The sequence below is a fragment of the Thiocapsa bogorovii genome (assembly GCF_021228795.1).
GTDB lineage: Bacteria > Pseudomonadota > Gammaproteobacteria > Chromatiales > Chromatiaceae > Thiocapsa > Thiocapsa bogorovii.
Genome location: NZ_CP089309.1, coordinates 2,055,652 through 2,073,678, shown reverse-complemented (window position 1 = coordinate 2,073,678; position 18,027 = coordinate 2,055,652). Strand labels below are relative to the sequence as shown.

17 protein-coding genes are annotated in these 18,027 nt (G+C 64.8%); 8 read left to right on the top strand and 9 right to left on the bottom strand.

The window, feature by feature from the left end; translation table 11 throughout:
* Positions 1-179: 179 nt before the first annotated feature.
* Both LT988_RS09410 and LT988_RS09405 read left to right on the top strand, forming a co-directional pair.
* Positions 180-1,346, top strand: coding sequence for a hypothetical protein (locus tag LT988_RS09410; RefSeq protein WP_232409896.1), 1,167 nt, complete (start codon positions 180-182; stop codon positions 1,344-1,346).
* A gap of 345 nt (positions 1,347-1,691) precedes the next feature.
* The gene (locus tag LT988_RS09405) at positions 1,692-2,504 is read left to right on the top strand and encodes a UDP-2,3-diacylglucosamine diphosphatase (protein ID WP_232409895.1); all 813 of its coding nucleotides are present in this window, start codon (positions 1,692-1,694) and stop codon (positions 2,502-2,504) included.
* On the opposite strand, the gene ampD is transcribed toward LT988_RS09405, so the two are convergent.
* Positions 2,501-3,097: a 1,6-anhydro-N-acetylmuramyl-L-alanine amidase AmpD gene (gene ampD / locus LT988_RS09400; protein ID WP_232410555.1), complete on the bottom strand. Its 597-nt coding sequence runs from the start codon at positions 3,095-3,097 to the stop codon at positions 2,501-2,503. The genes LT988_RS09405 and ampD overlap by 4 nt on opposite strands.
* Positions 3,098-3,405: 308 nt before the next feature.
* Between ampD and LT988_RS09395 the strand changes: the two genes are divergently transcribed.
* Entirely contained in the window at positions 3,406-5,604 is a 2,199-nt protein-coding gene (locus LT988_RS09395; protein WP_232409894.1) for a DUF1631 family protein, read from the top strand.
* The gene (gene nadC / locus LT988_RS09390; protein WP_232409893.1) at positions 5,597-6,487 is read left to right on the top strand and encodes a carboxylating nicotinate-nucleotide diphosphorylase; all 891 of its coding nucleotides are present in this window, start codon (positions 5,597-5,599) and stop codon (positions 6,485-6,487) included. The genes LT988_RS09395 and nadC overlap by 8 nt, the downstream gene beginning before the upstream one ends.
* Before the next feature lie 80 nt (positions 6,488-6,567).
* On the opposite strand, the gene LT988_RS09385 is transcribed toward nadC, so the two are convergent.
* The 3 genes from LT988_RS09385 to LT988_RS09375 all read right to left on the bottom strand — a co-directional run bounded on the left by LT988_RS09385 (position 6,568) and on the right by LT988_RS09375 (position 9,554).
* Positions 6,568-6,912, bottom strand: a complete 345-nt coding sequence (locus LT988_RS09385) for a chaperone modulator CbpM (RefSeq protein WP_232409892.1) — start codon at positions 6,910-6,912, stop codon at positions 6,568-6,570.
* Positions 6,913-6,915: 3 nt separating this feature from the next.
* The gene (locus LT988_RS09380) at positions 6,916-7,842 is read right to left on the bottom strand and encodes a DnaJ C-terminal domain-containing protein (protein ID WP_232409891.1); all 927 of its coding nucleotides are present in this window, start codon (positions 7,840-7,842) and stop codon (positions 6,916-6,918) included.
* Between the two features lie 107 nt (positions 7,843-7,949).
* Complete coding sequence (locus LT988_RS09375; RefSeq protein WP_408648062.1) at positions 7,950-9,554, bottom strand: AAA family ATPase; 1,605 nt, start codon at positions 9,552-9,554, stop codon at positions 7,950-7,952.
* Positions 9,555-9,920: 366 nt separating this feature from the next.
* Here LT988_RS09375 and LT988_RS09370 point away from each other — a divergent pair, with 366 nt between their 5' ends.
* The 3 genes from LT988_RS09370 (at position 9,921) to LT988_RS09360 (ending at position 12,886) form a co-directional block, all read left to right on the top strand.
* Positions 9,921-11,471 carry a 2-isopropylmalate synthase gene (locus LT988_RS09370; protein ID WP_232409890.1) on the top strand — a complete coding sequence of 517 codons (1,551 nt, stop codon included), beginning with the start codon at positions 9,921-9,923 and terminating at the stop codon, positions 11,469-11,471.
* Positions 11,472-11,482: 11 nt separating this feature from the next.
* Positions 11,483-12,367, top strand: coding sequence for a uracil-DNA glycosylase (locus LT988_RS09365; protein ID WP_232409889.1), 885 nt, complete (start codon positions 11,483-11,485; stop codon positions 12,365-12,367).
* A gap of 141 nt (positions 12,368-12,508) precedes the next feature.
* Positions 12,509-12,886 (top strand): sulfur globule family protein, encoded by a 378-nt coding sequence (locus LT988_RS09360; protein WP_007191877.1) that lies wholly within the window; start codon positions 12,509-12,511, stop codon positions 12,884-12,886.
* 151 nt (positions 12,887-13,037) lie between these two features.
* On the opposite strand, the gene LT988_RS09355 is transcribed toward LT988_RS09360, so the two are convergent.
* The 5 genes from LT988_RS09355 to LT988_RS09335 all read right to left on the bottom strand — a co-directional run bounded on the left by LT988_RS09355 (position 13,038) and on the right by LT988_RS09335 (position 17,200).
* The gene (locus LT988_RS09355) at positions 13,038-13,565 is read right to left on the bottom strand and encodes a phosphatase PAP2 family protein (protein WP_232409888.1); all 528 of its coding nucleotides are present in this window, start codon (positions 13,563-13,565) and stop codon (positions 13,038-13,040) included.
* Complete coding sequence (locus LT988_RS09350; RefSeq protein ID WP_232409887.1) at positions 13,537-14,772, bottom strand: glycosyltransferase family 4 protein; 1,236 nt, start codon at positions 14,770-14,772, stop codon at positions 13,537-13,539. The genes LT988_RS09355 and LT988_RS09350 overlap by 29 nt, the downstream gene beginning before the upstream one ends.
* Positions 14,762-15,628, bottom strand: coding sequence for a lysophospholipid acyltransferase family protein (locus LT988_RS09345; protein ID WP_232409886.1), 867 nt, complete (start codon positions 15,626-15,628; stop codon positions 14,762-14,764). Before LT988_RS09345 ends, LT988_RS09350 begins: the two co-directional genes overlap by 11 nt.
* A gap of 4 nt (positions 15,629-15,632) precedes the next feature.
* On the bottom strand, positions 15,633-16,400 hold the full coding sequence (locus tag LT988_RS09340; RefSeq protein ID WP_232409885.1) for a GNAT family N-acetyltransferase: 768 nt from the start codon (positions 16,398-16,400) through the stop codon (positions 15,633-15,635).
* A 143-nt stretch (positions 16,401-16,543) separates the two neighbouring features.
* The gene (locus LT988_RS09335; RefSeq protein ID WP_232409884.1) at positions 16,544-17,200 is read right to left on the bottom strand and encodes a histidinol-phosphatase; all 657 of its coding nucleotides are present in this window, start codon (positions 17,198-17,200) and stop codon (positions 16,544-16,546) included.
* A 274-nt stretch (positions 17,201-17,474) separates the two neighbouring features.
* Here LT988_RS09335 and LT988_RS09330 point away from each other — a divergent pair, with 274 nt between their 5' ends.
* Positions 17,475-18,014 (top strand): RNA pyrophosphohydrolase, encoded by a 540-nt coding sequence (locus tag LT988_RS09330; RefSeq protein ID WP_232409883.1) that lies wholly within the window; start codon positions 17,475-17,477, stop codon positions 18,012-18,014.
* Positions 18,015-18,027: the final 13 nt, after the last annotated feature.

Sequence of the window (18,027 nt, the reverse complement as noted above, 5' to 3'; positions counted from 1 at the left end):
TCGGGTCGTCGTTGTCGAAGCGGCTGGCTCCTCGTGTACCGGACGAGGTCTCGTGCTGCGAGTTCGATTGTCGGCGGGCGGAATGCGTCGGAGGCGATTGGGAGCGCTGTAAATTGCGTCTCGACTACGCCGAACGACTCCGCGATCGGCGCACAGAAGACCACGAACAAGGTTGAGCGATGTCATCGGGTCCGCGCGAGATTGTCACCCCTTTTCGGCCCATCCCGTTGGATGTCCCGGCGGGTCTGACGCCGAACGAGTTCTTCAACAGCGCCGAGAACCTTCGGGATCTGGTGCAGAACAACGGCCTGCTGCGCAACCAAGAGGATCTTCTGCTCTACCGCAAGGCGCTGGGGCATTCTACCGAGCTGGATTGCTCGATCATCTACGATACCTCCAAGCGCATCCTCAATCCGCTCGGCCGTCCGGTCCGCCGGACCCAGGTCTCGCCGTCCGTGAAGCGCGTCTGGAACCGGATGAATCGGATCATCATCGAGGAGATGCTCCGCCGCTATCCGGATCCCGCGGATGCCCTGGTGATGGCCGGCGAGGCGAGTCTGGATGCGACCTGGCCGTTGACTTCGCCGGGCGTGCCCAGCATCCGTATGCTGCACAACCATTTCATCGTCTTCCCGATGGAGCAGCTGCGCTCGGCTCCGCTGGCCGATCCGAGCCATCCCAACCTGACCGACGGGGGCCAGCACAGCCTCTTTCAGGCGCACATGCGGGATGTCTATCGCCGTTTCTTCGACGAGGCGCTGGACCTGCGCATCCTGAAAACGGTGCATACCGACGAGTCGCGCCTCGCCCTCACCGGTTATCCCGAGGGTCTGCCCTGCTGGGAGATCCAGGGCGGGGTCGCGGCCCTCGGCGACATCGCCTTTTGGGCGGAGTACGACGAGATCCTCCGTGGCTTTCTCGACTTCTACCGCACCTTCTTCTCGCAGGTGTCGAGCCGCAACGCCGAGATCCTGCCGGACGTCTACTTCCCGGATCAGATCGAATCGGTCCTGCTCTTCGACAACGCCTTCATGCAGACAGCGAAACGCGTTCGCGAGCGCTGTCTCGGCGACCCCGCCTACGCCAACTCGATCCGCTGGGAGCCGGCCTTCAAACAGCTCATCTTTCGGCACGACTCCGGCCGCCTGATGCTTACGATTAGTCAGAACTCGATCGGCAACGCCATCACAGAGCTGCTCGGCGTTGTGGTGAAGCGCGTTCCGGACCGTGCCGCCTACGAGGCGTGCGAGCCGGCGCTCATCGAGCGTCTGCTCGAGATCCGGCGTCTACTCGTCGCCGCCGACCTCGGCGACGGCATCGCCACCCCGCATTGGTCCGCGGACTGAGTCTCGCTCCCCTCCACGGAGTGGAGCACCACGGCGGATGTGTCGAGACCGTTCGTTGTCGTTGTCGTGGTCGTAGACCTAGTCGTATCGATGGCCGATTACAACAACGACAACGAAAGTGATCTCCGAGGGTCTCGGAATCTCTGCACTGCTTCACGAGGGGATTGCCCGGTGCTGTCCGGGGCGATCGGTGGCTCGGGCCGGCACGCCTGGGTGGATCGCCCCGAGTGAGTCGGCGTTGCGCGGTGCCCCGAGATTTCATCGCATCTTCACGGTTCGTCAATATCCCGGCAATCGCGCGCGGAGATCATGTCGCGACGTTGATGGCTCGAGGCCGGCGATACGATGACCGACATCAGGCGAATGAATCCGTTGAAATATCGGAGTATTTTTATCTCCGATGTCCACCTGGGCTTTCGAGGGTGCCAAGCGGCTCTCGTGCTCGATTTCCTGCAGTCGACCGAGTGCAAGCAGCTGTACTTGGTGGGTGACATCGTCGACATCTGGGCGATGAAGAACGGTGTCTATTGGCCCGAGGCCCACAATCAGGTGGTCCGCGAGGTGCTCGATAAGGCCAAGCGTGGGACGGAGGTCATCTACACACCGGGCAACCACGACGAGCTGTTCCGCACGCATCTCGGTGCCGATTTCGGCAACGTGGCCGTCCGTGAAGAGGTGATTCATACCACTGCCGATGGTCGTCGCTTCCTGGTGATGCACGGGGATGCGTTTGACGCCGTGGTCCAGAACGGTCGGTGGCTCGCCATGATCGGCTCGCGCGCTTACGACGGTTTGCTGATGCTGAACGGACTCGTCAGCCGGATGCGCCGTGGGCTCGGCCTGGATTACTGGTCGCTAGCCGGGTATCTCAAGCACAAGGTCAAGAATGCCGTGAGCTATATCGGCAATTTCGAGGCGGCGGTCGCGGGCGAGGCGGAGCGCCGTCGCGTCGACGGCATGATCTGCGGACATATCCACCACCCGGAATTGCGCGAGATCGCCGGTGTCGCCTACTGCAACTGCGGTGACTGGGTGGAGAGCTGCACCGCCATCGTGGAGCAACACGACGGTCGCCTCGAGTTGCTGCGCTGGACCGACGCCTATCCCCGGGCTTCGGACATCGAGCAGGGGCGCTTTGCCTTGCCGCAGGCCGGTTAGTCGAGCGGCAGCTCGGGCGCGATCCCTCGGCCTTCTCCGCGAATCGATCTTCGATAGCGATTCCAATCGAACGCCGGCCCCGGGTCCGTCTTGCGACCCGGGGCGATCTCGGCGTGTCCGGCGATCCGGTCCTCGGTGATCGCGGGGTAGCGGCGGAGGATTCGCCTTGTGCACTCGGCAAGGCGCGCGTACTGTGCCTCGGTGAACGGGATCTCGTCGGTCCCCTCCAGCTCGATCCCGATCGAAAAATCGTTGCAGCGCTCTCGCCCTGCGAACCGCGAGACGCCTGCGTGCCAGGCGCGTTGCTCGAAAGGGACGTACTGCAGGAGCCGACCGCTGCGCCGGATCAACAGATGCGCCGAGACGCGCAGACCGGCGATCGCCTGGAAATAGGGATGCGCGGCGGGATCGAGTCGATCGAGAAAGAGATCGTCGATCCAATCGCCCGAAAAGTCGCCCGGCGGCAGGCTGATGTTGTGGATGACCAGCAGATCGATGTTCGTCCCCGGTGGGCGGTGGTCCTGGCTCGGCGAGGGCCGCCGCTCCGCTCCGGAGAGCCATCCCTCTCCGTCGATGCCCGCACCGCCGTCCATCGTGTCGTCGGCGTTCACTCGGGCTTCTGCACGGCTGTCCGGATGAACGCGGCTGCCCGGATCGCTGCTGCGCGAGCGTAACGCGCTGCGGGCACCGCGAGGTCGACCGGTACCACGGGGCGTCGAGGGTCGCATCGGTCTTGGGATTGCAGGATCCGTCGGCCTTGAATCCGTCGATGCAAGGTGACACCGAACCCTTCATTGCTTACCATCGTCGCAACATATTCCATCGGTTCCTCGAGGTTTACCGGCCGCCCGTGCCTCGGGTCATGATGGTGACATGACCGGCAATCGGCGTCGAGATTCACTTGATCAAGTCCCCGCGAATCCAGCCCGCATCCGGTCCCGGCGGCGATGCTTTGACCGCGCGCGAGCGTGTTGTGGCCGATTGTGCGCGTCTGCTCGGCGAGCGCCTGCCGTCGCTCTGGCGTGCACTGTTTGCGAGGCTCGACGACGCATTGCACGACCTCGCCGACAAGTCGACCAACGATTTGAGCTATCGGGTCTATTTCGATGCTCGCGAGATCCTCGTCAAACAGCGCCGACGTCTTCAGAGTGATTTCCTGCGGCGCGTCGAGCAAGGAGCAGGGAATCTGATCGGTCGAGATCGCGGGGCCGAGTTCAGGCCTGCGCATGGCGAAGGCGCTGGCGCCGAGTCGGGGTTCGGCGATCTAGCCTTGCTCGCGGAATCCGAGCTCGAGGAGATGCTGGCCACCGAGAACCTGGTCTCGAAGGCGGAATCCCGCTATCGCAGCGATTTGATGGAGTTCGATCGGCGTTTTGCCGCCCTGATGGGCTGGGGAGAGGTCGGTCTCGCGGAGAATCCGTTCGGTCCCTCCGCCCTGTGCCATGCGTTTCACGACACTTTGGCCGCGCTACCCCCGTTCGAGCCGTCCGTCAAGCTGGTCGTCTACAAGCTGTTCGATCGGCATGTCATGGACCAGCTAGACGACTTCTACCGCAGTTGTCTGAGGCAACTCGAGCCCGCTTCGTCCGCGATCGCCGTCCCTGTTTCGAGACCGCGTCCGACATCGACACCCAGGCCGATGCAGGGCATTCCGGGCCCGCGAGATCGGCCGCGCCAGTCGCCGGACACGCTCTCGATGCCGTTCGATGCGCTGCGGGCCTTGCTCGCACGCCAGCGACCGAGCGGCGCCTCGCGTACCGACTCGGGTCAGGTGCAGGTCGCAACGGCGGAGCTTCTGGCCTTGTTGGACAATTTGGATGTTGCTTCCGCCCCGGCGATCGGGTGTCCGGCGCCGGAGACGTTCCTGCGTGCACAGCTGTCCGCGGCCCTCGCGGGCGAGGATCGCCCGCGATATGCCTTGGCGGAGCGGGACGAAGATGCGCTCGATCTGGTGTTTCTCTTCTTCGAGCATCTGTTGGCCGGCGGCGCCATTCCAGACCCGATCAAGATCTTGATCGGGAGGATGCAGATCCCGGTCGCGAAGATGGCACTGTTGGACAAGGATTTTTTTTCGAAGGATACACATCCCGCGCGGGTATTGATCAACAATATCGGCAGGGCTGCGATCGGTTGGAGCGAATCCGACGGGCGCGGCCCGGACAGCCTCTACGGGATGATCGAGCGGGTGATCGAGCGGTTGGTGCTGGACTTCGACGGTGATACCAAGGTGTTTGTCCGGATGAATCGCTATTTCGGAGCCTTTCTTGCGCGAGAGGATGCCCGAGCCTACGGTGTGGCCGGCGACCCCCATGCGGGGGAGTCACGCGACGGGATCTCGATCGCTCTTCGCAGCGCGGGCGTTCCGATCCTCGATGCCGATCGAACCGACCTGTCCGTCGATGCCGACTCTGCGCAAGAGCGGGTCGCGGCTGCCGTCGCCGATCGCCTGGCGCCGTATACCCAGATCCCGGGTGCGGTCGAGGTCCTCCTGCGCGAGGGCTGGTCTCTGGTTCTGCTCGCGATCCATCACTCCCGGGGCACGGATAGCGCGGATTGGCAAGCCGCTCTCGAGTTGATCGATCGACTGCTCTGGAGCGTGAGCGCCAAGCGCACCGCCGAGGAGCGCCGTCAGTTACTCCAGCGGATCCCGCGCCTGCTCGAGACCTTGCGCAGGCAGCTCGCCGAGGCGGGCTGCGATCCCCGTTTGACGGCGCGGTGGCTCGGGGAGCTGCAGACCCTGCATCTGGACGTGCTCCAGGGCTCGGCGCGCGTTGCCGTGCTCGGAGGCTCCGGTGTCGAGACCGGCCACTTGGTCCCGATCCCGGTCCCCTGCGGATGCGCGATCGGCGATTGGATCGATTGGGCTCGCGAGGACGTCGGGCATGTCCGTCTTAAGTTGGCCGCGTGGAACGCCGAACGCGACGAGTTGTTGTTCTTCGACCGACAGGGGCGGTGCCCGACGCGTTTTTCCGCACGCGGGCTCGCCGAGGCGATCGGGGCCGGGCGGGTCGCGGTTTTGGGAAACGGCGAGACGCCGCTGGCCGATCAGGCGTTGCAGGCGATGTTGACGAATCTACGAGAGGCCTCCTTCGATGACTGATTCAAAGCAGGAGACGGCTCCCTCGCCCACGGCGGCTCGGCCGCTGCGGCATCCGGACCTGTGTCTCGTCGAGACCCAAGTCCGAGCGGCTCTCGAAGAGGACGTCGGCTCCGGGGATCTCACGGCTGCTTTGTTGCCGCGCGCTCAACGCTCCCGGGCGGAGTTGATCACGCGCGAGCCTGCGGTCGTCTGCGGGTGCGCCTGGTTCGATGCCGCGTTTCGGCTGCTTGACCCCGATATTGCCGTCCGCTGGGAGGTTGCCGACGGCGATCGCGTCAGCCCCGGTCAGCGCCTCGCCCTGATCGATGGTCCGTCGGCCGGTCTGCTGACCGGCGAGCGTACGGCAATGAACTACCTTCAGACCCTCTCCGGGACGGCGACCCGCGCGGCTGGATTTGCGGCCGCGGTCGCCGGTCTGCCCGTCCAGGTCTTGGATACGCGCAAGACCCTACCCGGCTTGCGCGTGCAGCAGAAATATGCAGTCCTCTGCGGCGGCTGCCACAACCAGCGCATGGGTCTGTTCGACGCGATCCTGATCAAGGAGAACCACATTCTCGCGGCGGGCTCGATCCCGGCGGCCCTTAAGGCCGCGAGCGCCGCGGCCGGTGCCGGCGTGGAGATTCAGATCGAGGTCGAGAGTCTCGACGATCTGCAAACGGCTTTGGATGGCGGGGCGGAGTCGATCCTGCTCGATAACTTCGCGCTCGGAGATCTGCGTCTTGCGGTCGCCATGAGCGGGGGTCGCGCTCGCTTGGAGGCATCGGGAGGCGTCACGCTCGCAACCATCCGGGCGATCGCCGAGACCGGTGTCGATCGCATCTCGGTCGGTGCGCTGACGAAGGACGTCGCCGCGGTCGACCTTTCCATGCGGTTCATGGGTTAAACCGCGCCAGCTTCGACAGTCGTCGAAGCTGGCGCAGCCAAGGCAATCCAACACATGACGCATACCGCGCGGGGCGCGGTTTAACCGAGCTCGCGGGTGCGTCTTTGCCCGAGTTGGTGCTCGAGCGCGCGAAGCCGCTCGCGCAGCTGTTCGAGCTCGTCGAGCAAATCGAGCGCGAGTGCCGTACCGGCGAGATTGAGGTCGAGGTCGCGCTGCAGGCGCACGGCGCGGCGTGCGCGACGCACCTCCAAGCCGTCGAATCGCCAATCGTCGGGGGCTCGACCCTTGGGCCGCAGAAGCCCTTCCGTCACCATCAGTCTCACCACTCGGCCGCTGGAGCCGCACAGCTGGGTCAGCTCGGTGAGTGTGACCGTCAGCCCCTCGTCGAGCACGATCCCTTCAATGCGTGTCTCGGTCTGCGTCATGGGTCAGACTCCCATCTCGGCCCTTGGGTTGAAGTGTAGACGCTCGGCCATCTCGCGATAGGCCGCCTTGGCCATATCGGTTGTTGCGGGCGGGGTGACGATCTCGAGCATGACCAGCTCGTCCCCGGCCGGCTCGCCGGGCAGCCCCCGACCCTTCAAGCGCAGGCGTTGCCCGGACTGAGATCCCGGAGGGACCTTAAGGTTCACTGTTCCGCCGAGTGTCGGGACCGAAACGGACGCGCCGAGTGCGGCCTCCCAGGGCGCGATGGGCAGTCGCAGATGGATGTCCTTGCCGTCCGTGGTAAAGAAAGGGTGCGGATTGATCTCGATCTCCAGATAGAGATCGCCGGCATGACCACCATTGATCCCCGGTCCGCCTTGACCGGCCAGACGGATCTGGCGACCCTGCGTGACACCGGGCGGGATGCGGACATTCAGTGTGCGCGTACGGGAGGTGACGCGCCCGTCTGCGCCGATCTCGGGGATGTCGAGACGCAGCTGACGTGTCGCGCCGCGGTAGGCGTCTTCGAGGTCGATCGCGATGCGCGCGGTCTGATCTTGACCGCGGCGGCGCCGTTGACTCTGGGACCCCGCGTGAAACTCGCGTCCGAAGATGCTGGAAAAGAAGTCGCTGAACTCGGCCGCCTCGTCGGGGCCGAAATGGAAGTCGTGATGGACACCTCCCGGGGGCGGGCGAAAATCCTGGCCGGCGTGCCAGCTGCTGCCGAGCGCGTCGTAGGCGGCGCGCTTCTCCGGGTCGTGCAGGACCTCGTTGGCCTCGTTGATCTCTTTGAATCTGGCCTCGGCGTCGGCTTCCTTGCTGACGTCGGGATGGAATTTACGCGCGAGCTTTCGGTAGGCCCGCTTGATCTCGGCTTGGGTGGCGTCTCGCGCCACGCCCAACGTCTTATAGTAATCCTTGTATTCCATCGCAGCGCCTCGAAGGTTTGGCCGACACGAACTCGTGAACCTCGTGTTGTGAGGGGAGGTATGGGCTGGCGAAGGTCATTGCACGGGTCGCGGTCAGGTGAGCGGGCTTATCCGGGCTGCTCCGGCGGCTTACCGCCGGCCGTGTTGCGAGTGGCCTCCATCCCGGCGGATGGGATCTCGGCGGTGTCATCGAGCACGATGGCGCCTGGGTCGTCTTGCTCGTCGGGTGCGTGCGCCTGCACCGTTCGGCCGGATGCCCAGGCACGCAGCGCTTGAAGCTGTCCGCGCATGACGACAGACAAGGGTTGGGTGCTTGCGATCTCGCCGAGCAGACCAGCCGTGGTCAGTCCATCTCCGGCGGTCTCGTCGGCGTACAGCGCTGAGACAATGGCTTGCTCGATGCCGGCGCCGGTGAAGCCCTCGCTCGCCTCGGCGAGTCGCGGGAGGTCGAAGCGTTCGGGATCGATCCGCCGCTTAAGCAGGTGGATCGCGAAGATTTCGCGCCGCACGGTTGCGCCGGGGAGATCCACGAAGAAGAGCTCGTCGATCCGTCCCTTGCGGATAAGCTCGGGCGGGAGTCTGGAGATGTCGTTCGCGGTCGCCGCGAGGAAGACGCGGCTGTTGCGCTCGGCCATCCAGGTCAGCAGGGTGCCGAGCACGCGTCGTCCGACCCCGTCGTCTTCGGCACCCGTCGCGACGCCTTTCTCGATCTCGTCGATCCACAGGACACAGGGCGACATGACATCGGCCGTCGCCAGCGCCTTGCGGAGGTTCTTCTCGGTCTCGCCGATGTATTTGTCGTAGAGCGCACCGAAGTCCAGGCGCAGCAGCGGCACGCCGAAACGCCCGGCGACCGCCTTCGCGGCTAGGCTCTTGCCGCCGCCCTGCACCCCCAGGAGCAAGACCCCGCGCGGGTGATCCCCTTTGCGGTCCGGATCCAGGAAGGCATCGCGGCGCCGATCGATCCAGGCCTTGAGATTGCCCAGACCGGCGACCTCGGCGAAGGATCGCGTGTCGTACTCGAAGCCGATGGCGCCCTCGGGACCGAGCAGGTCGTATTTGGCGCGTTTGACCGCTTCGACGTCCTCGCGGGTGATGGCGCCGTCGTGACGAATGGCGTTGCGGATCAGGCGGCGCGCGTCGGATTCGGTGACCCCGAGCAGGTTGCGGGCGAGCTGATCCACCGCGTCGCGGCTGGTCTTGAAGCTGCGCCCGTTCGCGCAGTCCTGCCAGCGCTTCGCCTCCTCCCGAATCAGGCCCATGATGCGCTGGCGGTCGGGCAGGCGCAGGCCGAACTGTACGCTCAGATGATGCAGCTCGGGCGGAACCTCGAGCGCATGACTGAGCAGGACCAGGGTGCGCGGCAGGTCCGCGTAGCCTTGAGCGATCTCCTTCAGGAGGCGTACGTGCAGCGGATTGTCGAGATAGGGATGGAAGTCGAGCAGCAAATAGATGCCGCGTTGCCGTGTCGAGCGGATGTTGCGAAGCACTTCGGTCGGATCGGCGAGGCGACTTTGCGGCTCGGTATCGAGCTCGATGCGCCGCAGCCCCTCGGTCACCGACCAGCGAAAGGCCGGCTCGGCAAGACGCACGGCAAGTCCAGCGAAGAGCTCGACGACACGCGGCTCCTCGATCGACTCGATGAGCACGATCGGGGTGTCCGAGCGCAGCAGAATCTCCAGGTCGTGCAGGTCCGGCATCATCGCGTGCATGGCCTCCTCGGGATCCTTGGGGCGTCGCGTCGTCGGGCGCCGGCCGGGCTCGGGGCCACGATATCCCGTTCCGGCTCCCGGCGCCGGCGTAGGGTGCGGTGAGCGAGAGCGAACCGCACCGACTCCCGACTCCCGGCACCGCCGGCGTAGCACCGACGCCCCAATCTCCCGTTCTGGCTCCCGGTGCCGCCGGCGGCAGCTTATACAGGAACCGCTGCGAGCCACAAGCTCCCGAGTCCGCCCGTATCGGTCCGATCGCCCCAAACCGCGATCGCAAAGGCGCCGCTTGCGCGCCGATCGCCTACAATAGCTTCCCGAAGACCGGGTCCCTTCCTTCCAGACGGCCGCGCGACGCAGAGATCATCCATGACCGCAAAACACCACTTGATCATTTTCGACACCACGCTGCGCGACGGCGAGCAAAGTCCGGGTGCATCCATGACCCGCGACGAGAAGGTGCGCATCGCGAAGGCCCTGGAGCGGATGCGTGTCGATGTGATCGAGGCGGGGTTCCCCATCGCCAGTCCGGGTGATTTCGAGGCGGTCAAGGCGGTTGCCGAGACGGTCAAGGAGAGCCGTGTCTGCGGTCTGGCGCGCGCGCTCGACAAGGACATCGACCGGGCCGGCGAAGCGTTGGCCGGTGCGACCGCCGGGCGGATCCATACCTTTATCGCCACCTCCCCCATCCACATGCAGCGCAAGCTGAACATGACCCCTGATCAGGTGCTCGCACAAGCGGTGCATGCCGTCCAGCGGGCGCGTCGCTATACCGACGATGTGGAGTTCTCGCCCGAGGACGCAGGACGTTCGGAGATCGATTTCCTCTGTCGCGTCCTCGAGGCCGTCATCGACGCCGGTGCCGGGACCGTCAATATCCCGGATACGGTCGGCTACAACATCCCGGATCAGTTCGGAAGCCTGATTCGGACCTTGCGCGAACGAATTCCGAACGCCGACAAGGCGATCTTCTCGGTGCATTGTCACAACGACCTGGGACTCGCGGTCGCCAACTCGCTTGCCGCCGTACGCAACGGTGCCCGCCAGGTGGAATGCACGATCAACGGCCTGGGCGAGCGCGCCGGCAACGCGGCGCTCGAGGAGATCGTAATGACGGTCCGCACCCGTCAGGATTTGTTTGAGTGTCAAACCCGGCTCGATACCACCCAGATCATGAACTGCTCGCGGCTGGTCTCGGGCATTACGGGTTTTGCGGTTCAGCCGAACAAGGCGGTGGTCGGTGCCAACGCCTTCGCCCACGAGTCCGGTATCCATCAGGACGGGGTGCTCAAGCATCGCGAGACCTACGAGATCATGCGCGCCGAGGACGTCGGTTGGAACGCCAATCGGATGGTGATGGGCAAGCATTCCGGTCGCAACGCCTTTCGCACCCGGTTGCAGGAGCTCGGCATCGTGATGGGTTCCGAGGAGGAGCTCAACGCCGCCTTCTCGCGCTTCAAAGATCTCGCCGACAAGAAGCATGAGATCTTCGACGAGGACCTGCAGGCGTTGGTGACGGATGCGACGCTGGACGCGGCCAACGAACGGGTCAAGCTGGTCTCGCTGAGGGTCTGCTCCGAGACGGGCGAGACGCCCTGCGCGAACCTGGTGCTGACGTTCGACGGGGAGGAGCTGACCGGAACCGCCAGCGGCGGTGGTCCTGTGGATGCGACCTTCAAGGCGATCGAGTCGATCGTCGACAGCGGCACGGTCCTGAAGCTCTACTCGGTCAACGCCATCACCAGCGGCACCGACGCCCAGGGGGAAGTCACCGTCAGGCTCGAACGCGGCGGGCGCATTGTCAACGGGCAGGGCGCCGACACCGATATCGTCATCGCCTCGGCAAAGGCTTATATCAACGCCTGCAACAAGATCCTCCAGCCGGCCCAGCGCGCACATCCTCAAACCGGCGACGTCTGACGCGCATGGAGATGGACGAGCGCCGACGCTTGGACTACCTGGGCGCAATGGGCGTCGATGTGTGGGTGCCGCGCCAGGTCGCAGCGAGTGCGGTCGAGAGCCTCGAAGAGAAGGCCCTCGTCTCGCCCGCGTCCCCCGCGCCGGGTCAAACCGCCCCGAGCTTCGTTTCCCCGTCCGCGCGACTTCCGCATCAAACACCGCCGATTCGAGCCGCGGATCCCGAGGTCCTGCCGAATCCGGTTCCGCCGGGCGCCGTCGAGTCTGGACCCGGCGAGTCTGGGGCCGGCGAGTCCGATTTGCCGGACGCTCCGTCTTCCCCCGATCCGGCGCGGATGGATTGGGATGCGCTCGAGACGGCAGTGTCCGGCTGCCGCGCCTGCGGGCTCTGCGAGACCCGCACCCATACGGTCTTCGGAGTCGGCAATCGCAATGCCGACCTCCTGATCATCGGCGAGGCGCCGGGCGCGGACGAAGATCGCGCCGGCGAGCCCTTCGTCGGGCGCGCCGGCCAGTTGCTCAACCGCATGCTCGCGGCGATCGGCCTGGCGCGCGAGGAGGTCTACATCGCCAACGTGCTCAAGTGCCGCCCGCCGGGAAATCGCGATCCACACCCCGCGGAGGCCAGGCAGTGCGAGGCTTATCTCTTGCGACAGATCGAGCTGCTCGGTCCGCGAGCGATCCTCTGCGTCGGGCGCGTGGCGGCCCAGAATGTTCTGCAGACGGACGCGCCGCTGGGGAGCCTACGGGGACGGTGGATGGCGTTTCGGAAAGGGTCGATTCCGCTGCGCGTGACCTACCATCCGGCCTTCCTGCTGCGCTCGCCGGATCAGAAGGGGAAAGCCTGGGAGGATTTGGTCGAGGTTGCGCGGCGTGTGCGCGCGGACAAGGCAAGGTAATCGGTAAAGGCAATGATAAAGATCAATCCGATTGATATTACTTATTTCATATTTAATCATTTGCTAATATAATGCGTTCCGTGGGTGGCGATAAGGCATCCACGCTTGCTGCCAACAACATAAATCGATTCGGAGAATAGAATGAACAAGCTTGCTACTGCTGCTGCCGTTGCCGCTCTCCTCGGTGCTTCCGCGTCCGCGTCCGCTTGGTGGGGCCCGGGTTACGGCGGTTACGGCCCCGGCTACGGCTCCGGACTCGGCGATGCCTTCAGCGACATGTTCGGCGACGGCTACGGTGATTTCAACTTCGGCATGAGCGGCGGCGGCAGTGGTCGCGGCTACGGTCGCGGACTGGGTCGCGGCTACGGCTACGGCTACAACAACCCCTACTATGGCTACGGCGCGCCTTACGGCTACGGCGCTCCTTACTACGGCGGCGGTTATCCTTACGCCTACCCCTATGCAGCACCTGTCGCCCCGATGGCGCCCGCTGCTCCGGCTCAGCCTGAAGCCAAGTAAGACTTGACCGATGGCTTGGCGCACCTCGTGTGCGCCGCCACGAAAAAGGCCGGGCAATCGCCCGGCCTTTTTCGTGGGCACGTTTCGGGGCGGTGTCGTTTCTGGGTGTCCCCTCAGCCGGCGGGTCTGATGAGAACGCCGGATTCCAGGTTCAAGCCACGATCGAGATGCCGGTAAAAGCAAGAGTCAGTCCGATAAAGGTCGCAACGAGAACATCGCTGGGATAGTGCAGGCCGAGGATGATCCGCGAGCTGGCGACCAGCATAGTGAACGGCACGAGTATCCAGGCGAGCTCGGGAACATAGTAGACGGCGACGCTCGAGAAGCTCACGGCGTGGAGTGTATGGCCGGACGGAAAGCTGTATCGGTCGAGCGGGGGGACCAAGGCGATGATCTCGGCGGCATAATGGCAGGGCCGTTCGCGACGCGTATAGACCTTGAGCGATTTGTAGAGGGCGAGCGCGACGCCGCCCGTGGCAAGCATGTGGACACTGGCTTTGAGGCCGAGAAGTCCATGGGTCATGGGCAAAATGGCGATCAAGCTGTACCAAAAGACCCCGTCGCCGAGCCGACTGATGACGGCGAACGGACGTTGAATCCAACGGCGCCGACCGCCTCGGCTCCACGTGCGGCAGAGCGAGACCTCGATCTCATTGAGATGTTGTAGCCACAGCCGCACGGCAAGCCTCCGTTCCACGTTCTCGGTGGATGACCTGAAAGAGACGGTCTTCGACGCCCCGGATGACGCGATCCCAGCTGATCTCCTCCGCCGCGCAACGGGCCTGTTCGCCGAGCTTTCTAACCCGTGGCAGGTCACGAGCCAGCTCACATCCGGCAGCGATAAACGCTGCACGATCCCCAAGCGGTAATGTAACCCCGTTCCGCCATGGAGCAATGAGGGATCTGGCCGCGGCGTAGTCGAAAGCGACAACCGGTAGGCCGCTGGCCATTGCTTCGAGCACGACGTTTCCGAAGGTTTCGGTCAGGCTCGGAAAGAGAAAGAGATCTCCCGAGGCGTAATATTTCGAGAGTTCCACCCCGATCTTGGCCCCGGGACAGATGAGCTCGGGACTTTCCCGTTGGATCTGCTCGCGCGCTGGACCCTCTCCGACCAGTATGAAACGTGCCTTCGGTCGAGCGGCCCGGATCGCTTGGAAGGCTTCGCTTGCGAGATCGAGATTCTTCTCCGGCGCAATTCGCCCGACGTAGAGTACAGCCAAGGTGTCCTCGTCGCAGCCCCAACTGCGCCTGAGCGAATCGTCGCGCCAAGCGGGCGAGAAGAGGTCCACGTCCACACCGCGACCGAAGACGTGGACATCATGGAATCCCTCGCCCGAGAGCTCCGCTTTCAGCTCGGCTGTAGGGACGAGGGTCGCATCCGATCGATTGTGGAAATGACGCAGCGTCTCGGCGATCTGGTGGGTGAAGAGCCCGAGACCATAGTGCTGGCTATACTGCTGAAACTGGGTGTGGAATCCGGTCACCGTCGGTATCCCGCGTCGGTGCGCGGCGGAGAGCGCGGCGTGGCCGAGCGGGCCCTGGGTCGCGATGTAGATGAGATCCGGCGCGACACGGCCCCAGAGGCGGCGCAGCCGCCAGTACACCGGGAGCCCGAATCTGAGACCTCGGTAACCCGGGATCGGCAGGCCGGGGACCAGGTGCACGCCGATGCGGCCGAGCGACGGTGCAACCGGGTCGCGTTGCTCGCCGTGCTGTCGAGGGCGAATCAGTTGGATGGTATGTCCGCGTTCGGCCAATCCCTCGGCGAGATGCCGCATGGTGTGGGCAACACCGTTGATCTCGGGGGGATAGGTCTCGGTGACGATCGCGACGCGCAGACGCCCGGAGACCGTATCGGTTTCCGGGACAACGTTGTCAGGCGACATGAGCGATTCCGTCCGTCGTGATGGATTCCCGTCGCCCGTGGATCGGGTCCGGAACGGGATCCGGCAGCCGGGTAGGCCCCGCAGGGCGCGGGCGATGCGGCGCGGCGTCGGGGCCTATACCGAGTGCTTCGACGATCGCGCGACGCGTGCGCTCGGCGAGGAGGCGTCGGGTCGTGTTCTCTTCGTCGATCGCCACCGGCGGGAGGAAATGGACCTCCGCGGTGAGCCCGGGGTGGCGAACCACCCGCAGCAGGTGGGCGAGTAGGGTATCGTCGCCGATGAAGGGCGCGACGCTGTCGTGCGCCCCGCTGGTGTCGCAACGGTAGGCGATGGCGACAGGCTGAATTTCCAGTCCGGTCTCCTGCGCAAGCGCGAAGAGACGCGGGTGGAATCGCAGTACGCCCGAGCCGTCGCTTGTCGTCCCTTCCGGGAAGAGCATCAGGGTCCGATCTCGGCCGATTTTGCGAAGCTGCCAGGCAATCTCCTCGATGCGGATGGCGCCGCGCTCGACGAACAGCGTGCCCGCGGTGTCGGCAAGCCAGCCGATCAGGGGCCAATCGCGCACTTCGGCCTTGGAGAGGAACGCGATCTCGCCTTGCGCGCCGACGACGGGGATGTCCAGCCAGGAGATATGGTTGCCGATCAAGAGGCAGCCGGGATGTGGGCGGCCGACGACGCGAATCCGGATTCCGAGGATTCCGCAGAGACGTCGGTGCCAGCGCCGTGCCATGTCCGGAATCCGCGTCGGTCTCCGGCCGAGTCGCGAAAGAAGGCCGATGTAGAGTGCGAGCGACGCACCCTTGCCCAGGTGAGCGAGGATGAGTGCAAGCCGCCGAGTCGACCGCGCGTGCCGCATCGCGTCACAGACTCGCGGTGCGATCGAAAAAGTGCCGCGAATAGGTCGGATTCAGCGCATGGACGTCGAGCAGCATCAGTACATCCGCCACGCCGAAATCAGGATCGCGGCAGGGCTCCCCGCAGACCTTCGCCCCGAGCCTCACGTAAGTGCGCAGCAAGGCCGGCAGCGGCGCATCCAGAACATCGTCGTGCACTTGTGCGGTGTGCAGCGGCACCCGCGGGATGACCTGCAGCTCGGGCGAGACCGTGGCATGTCGCCGCAATCGGTTCATGATGGCCGCGGCCTGGATGTCGTTCTCGCCGAGCGGCATGCTGGCGCAGCCGAACAGATAATCGAAGCCGTGGAGCTGGATGAATCCGGCCAGCCCGGACCAGAGCACGGCGATCGCTGTTCCTTGTCGAAATTCGGCCGAGATGCAGGTCCGACCGACCTCCAGGAGGCGGCCCTTAAGCCGGGGGATTGCCCCCAAGTCGAATTCGCTCTCGGAATAGAACCGACCGATGCGCTCGGCGTTGCGGTCGGTCAGGAGCCGCGTGCAGCCCACGACCTCGCCGGTGCGTGTGTCCCGCACCAAGAGATGCTGGCAGTAGGCATCGAGATCGTCCACATCCAGTCCGCTCGAGCCCGTCTTCAGCTTTGCGCCCAACTCCTCTCCGAAGACGCGAAACCGCAGGGCTTGTGCCTCGCGGATCTCCGACTCGCTCGCGGCGAGCTCGACGAAAAGGCGCTCCCCGCGCTTGGCGGTCAACGCAGACGCAGTCGCAACCATTGCATGCCCTCGGAAAAAGAACCATTGCGTGGAGGGCCATCATAGATTCGGAGTATTGCGGGCGTATGTGGGCTGCGTGACGCCGGTGTGAACGTGGATCCGAACGCGGTTGCGAGGCGCGCCGGCGGCCTTGCGCCCCGGGTTCAGGGTCTCAGCGAGATGACGGGCCACTCGCGTGACAGGGCCGTCGCGCGCAGTTGCGGGTCGGGATCGACCGCGACCGGCCGATCGACGCGTTCCAGGAGCGGGAGATCGTTGTGCGAGTCGCTGTAGAAGCTGCTGCCCTCGAGGGTCTCTCGATGCTCGCGCAGCCAAGCATCGAGCCGGTTGACCTTGCCCTCGCGAAACGCCGGTTGGCCGGCTGGCTCACCTGTGAAACGCCCGTTCTCTTCCGCCGGCAGCGTCGCGATCAGATGCGCGATTCCGAAGCGCTGCGCGATCGGGGCCGTGACGAAGGCATTGGTCGCCGTGATGATCATGAGCGTATCTCCCGCCTTGCGATGCGACTCGACGAGGTTCTTGGCGGCCGGGAGCATGATGGGCGCGATCAGCTCTTGGACAAAGCGCTCGCGCAGCGCTTCGAGATACCCTCGCGGGTTGTCGCGCAGCGGGCGCAGGGAGAATCTCAAGAATTCCCGGATATCCAGGGTCCCGTCCTTGTACGCGCGATAGAAGCGCTCGTTCTCACTGTCGTAATGGTCTGCATCGACCACCCCCTCGGCGGCGAGGAAGCGACCCCAGAGATAATCGGAGTCGCCTGCCAAGAGTGTGTTGTCCAGATCGAAGATCGCCAGCGCCATGTCCTAGTCCTTCGGTTGATGTCTCGCGGTGATGTGGTCATCGGCGTCGTGCTCGGGCGCCCGCGTGTCGCCTCGCATCGCCGGATGGTCTCGGAATCCTACCGGTGTTTCAAGCCGGGGGTGCCTGCGTCCGGCGTCGCGTGAGGGGGCCTCCGAGCCGTTTCCGATGGCATGCGAAAGCCGTTGAATGGCAATCGCTTATACAGCTGTCTGCTTGCCGGTCATGCGCCGGATGTGGAAGAATGAGGCATCACGGCCTCACGGACTCGGTTCCTTGATCGATCACGACGGTTTCAGACCCAACGTCGGCATTATCCTGAGCAATCAGGACCGGCGTCTATTTTGGGGTCGTCGCGTCGGCCAGAATGCCTGGCAGTTTCCGCAGGGCGGGATCCATTCGGACGAAACGCCCGAGCAGGCGATGTATCGCGAGCTCGAGGAGGAGGTCGGACTTCAGTCCCGCCAGGTTACCATCCTCGGCTGCACACGCGGTTGGCTCAGGTATCACCTTCCCAAACGCTACATCCGGCGGCATTGCGGTCCGACCTGCATCGGCCAGAAGCAGGTCTGGTTCATGTTACGGGTGGATTGCGGTGAAGACGCCTTCTGTCTCGACAAGACCGAAAAGCCCGAGTTCGATGCCTGGCGCTGGGTCCGCTACTGGCAACCGCTGCACGAGGTGGTCTACTTCAAACGCCGGGTCTATACGCAAGCGCTTGAGGAGCTCGCTCCGAGCCTGTACCCGGAGGGTCCGCCCGCCCGCGAGGACATCCAGTCCCGGGCGGTCGGCTTGATGCATCAGCGCGGACGATGACAGGGCTCGCGGC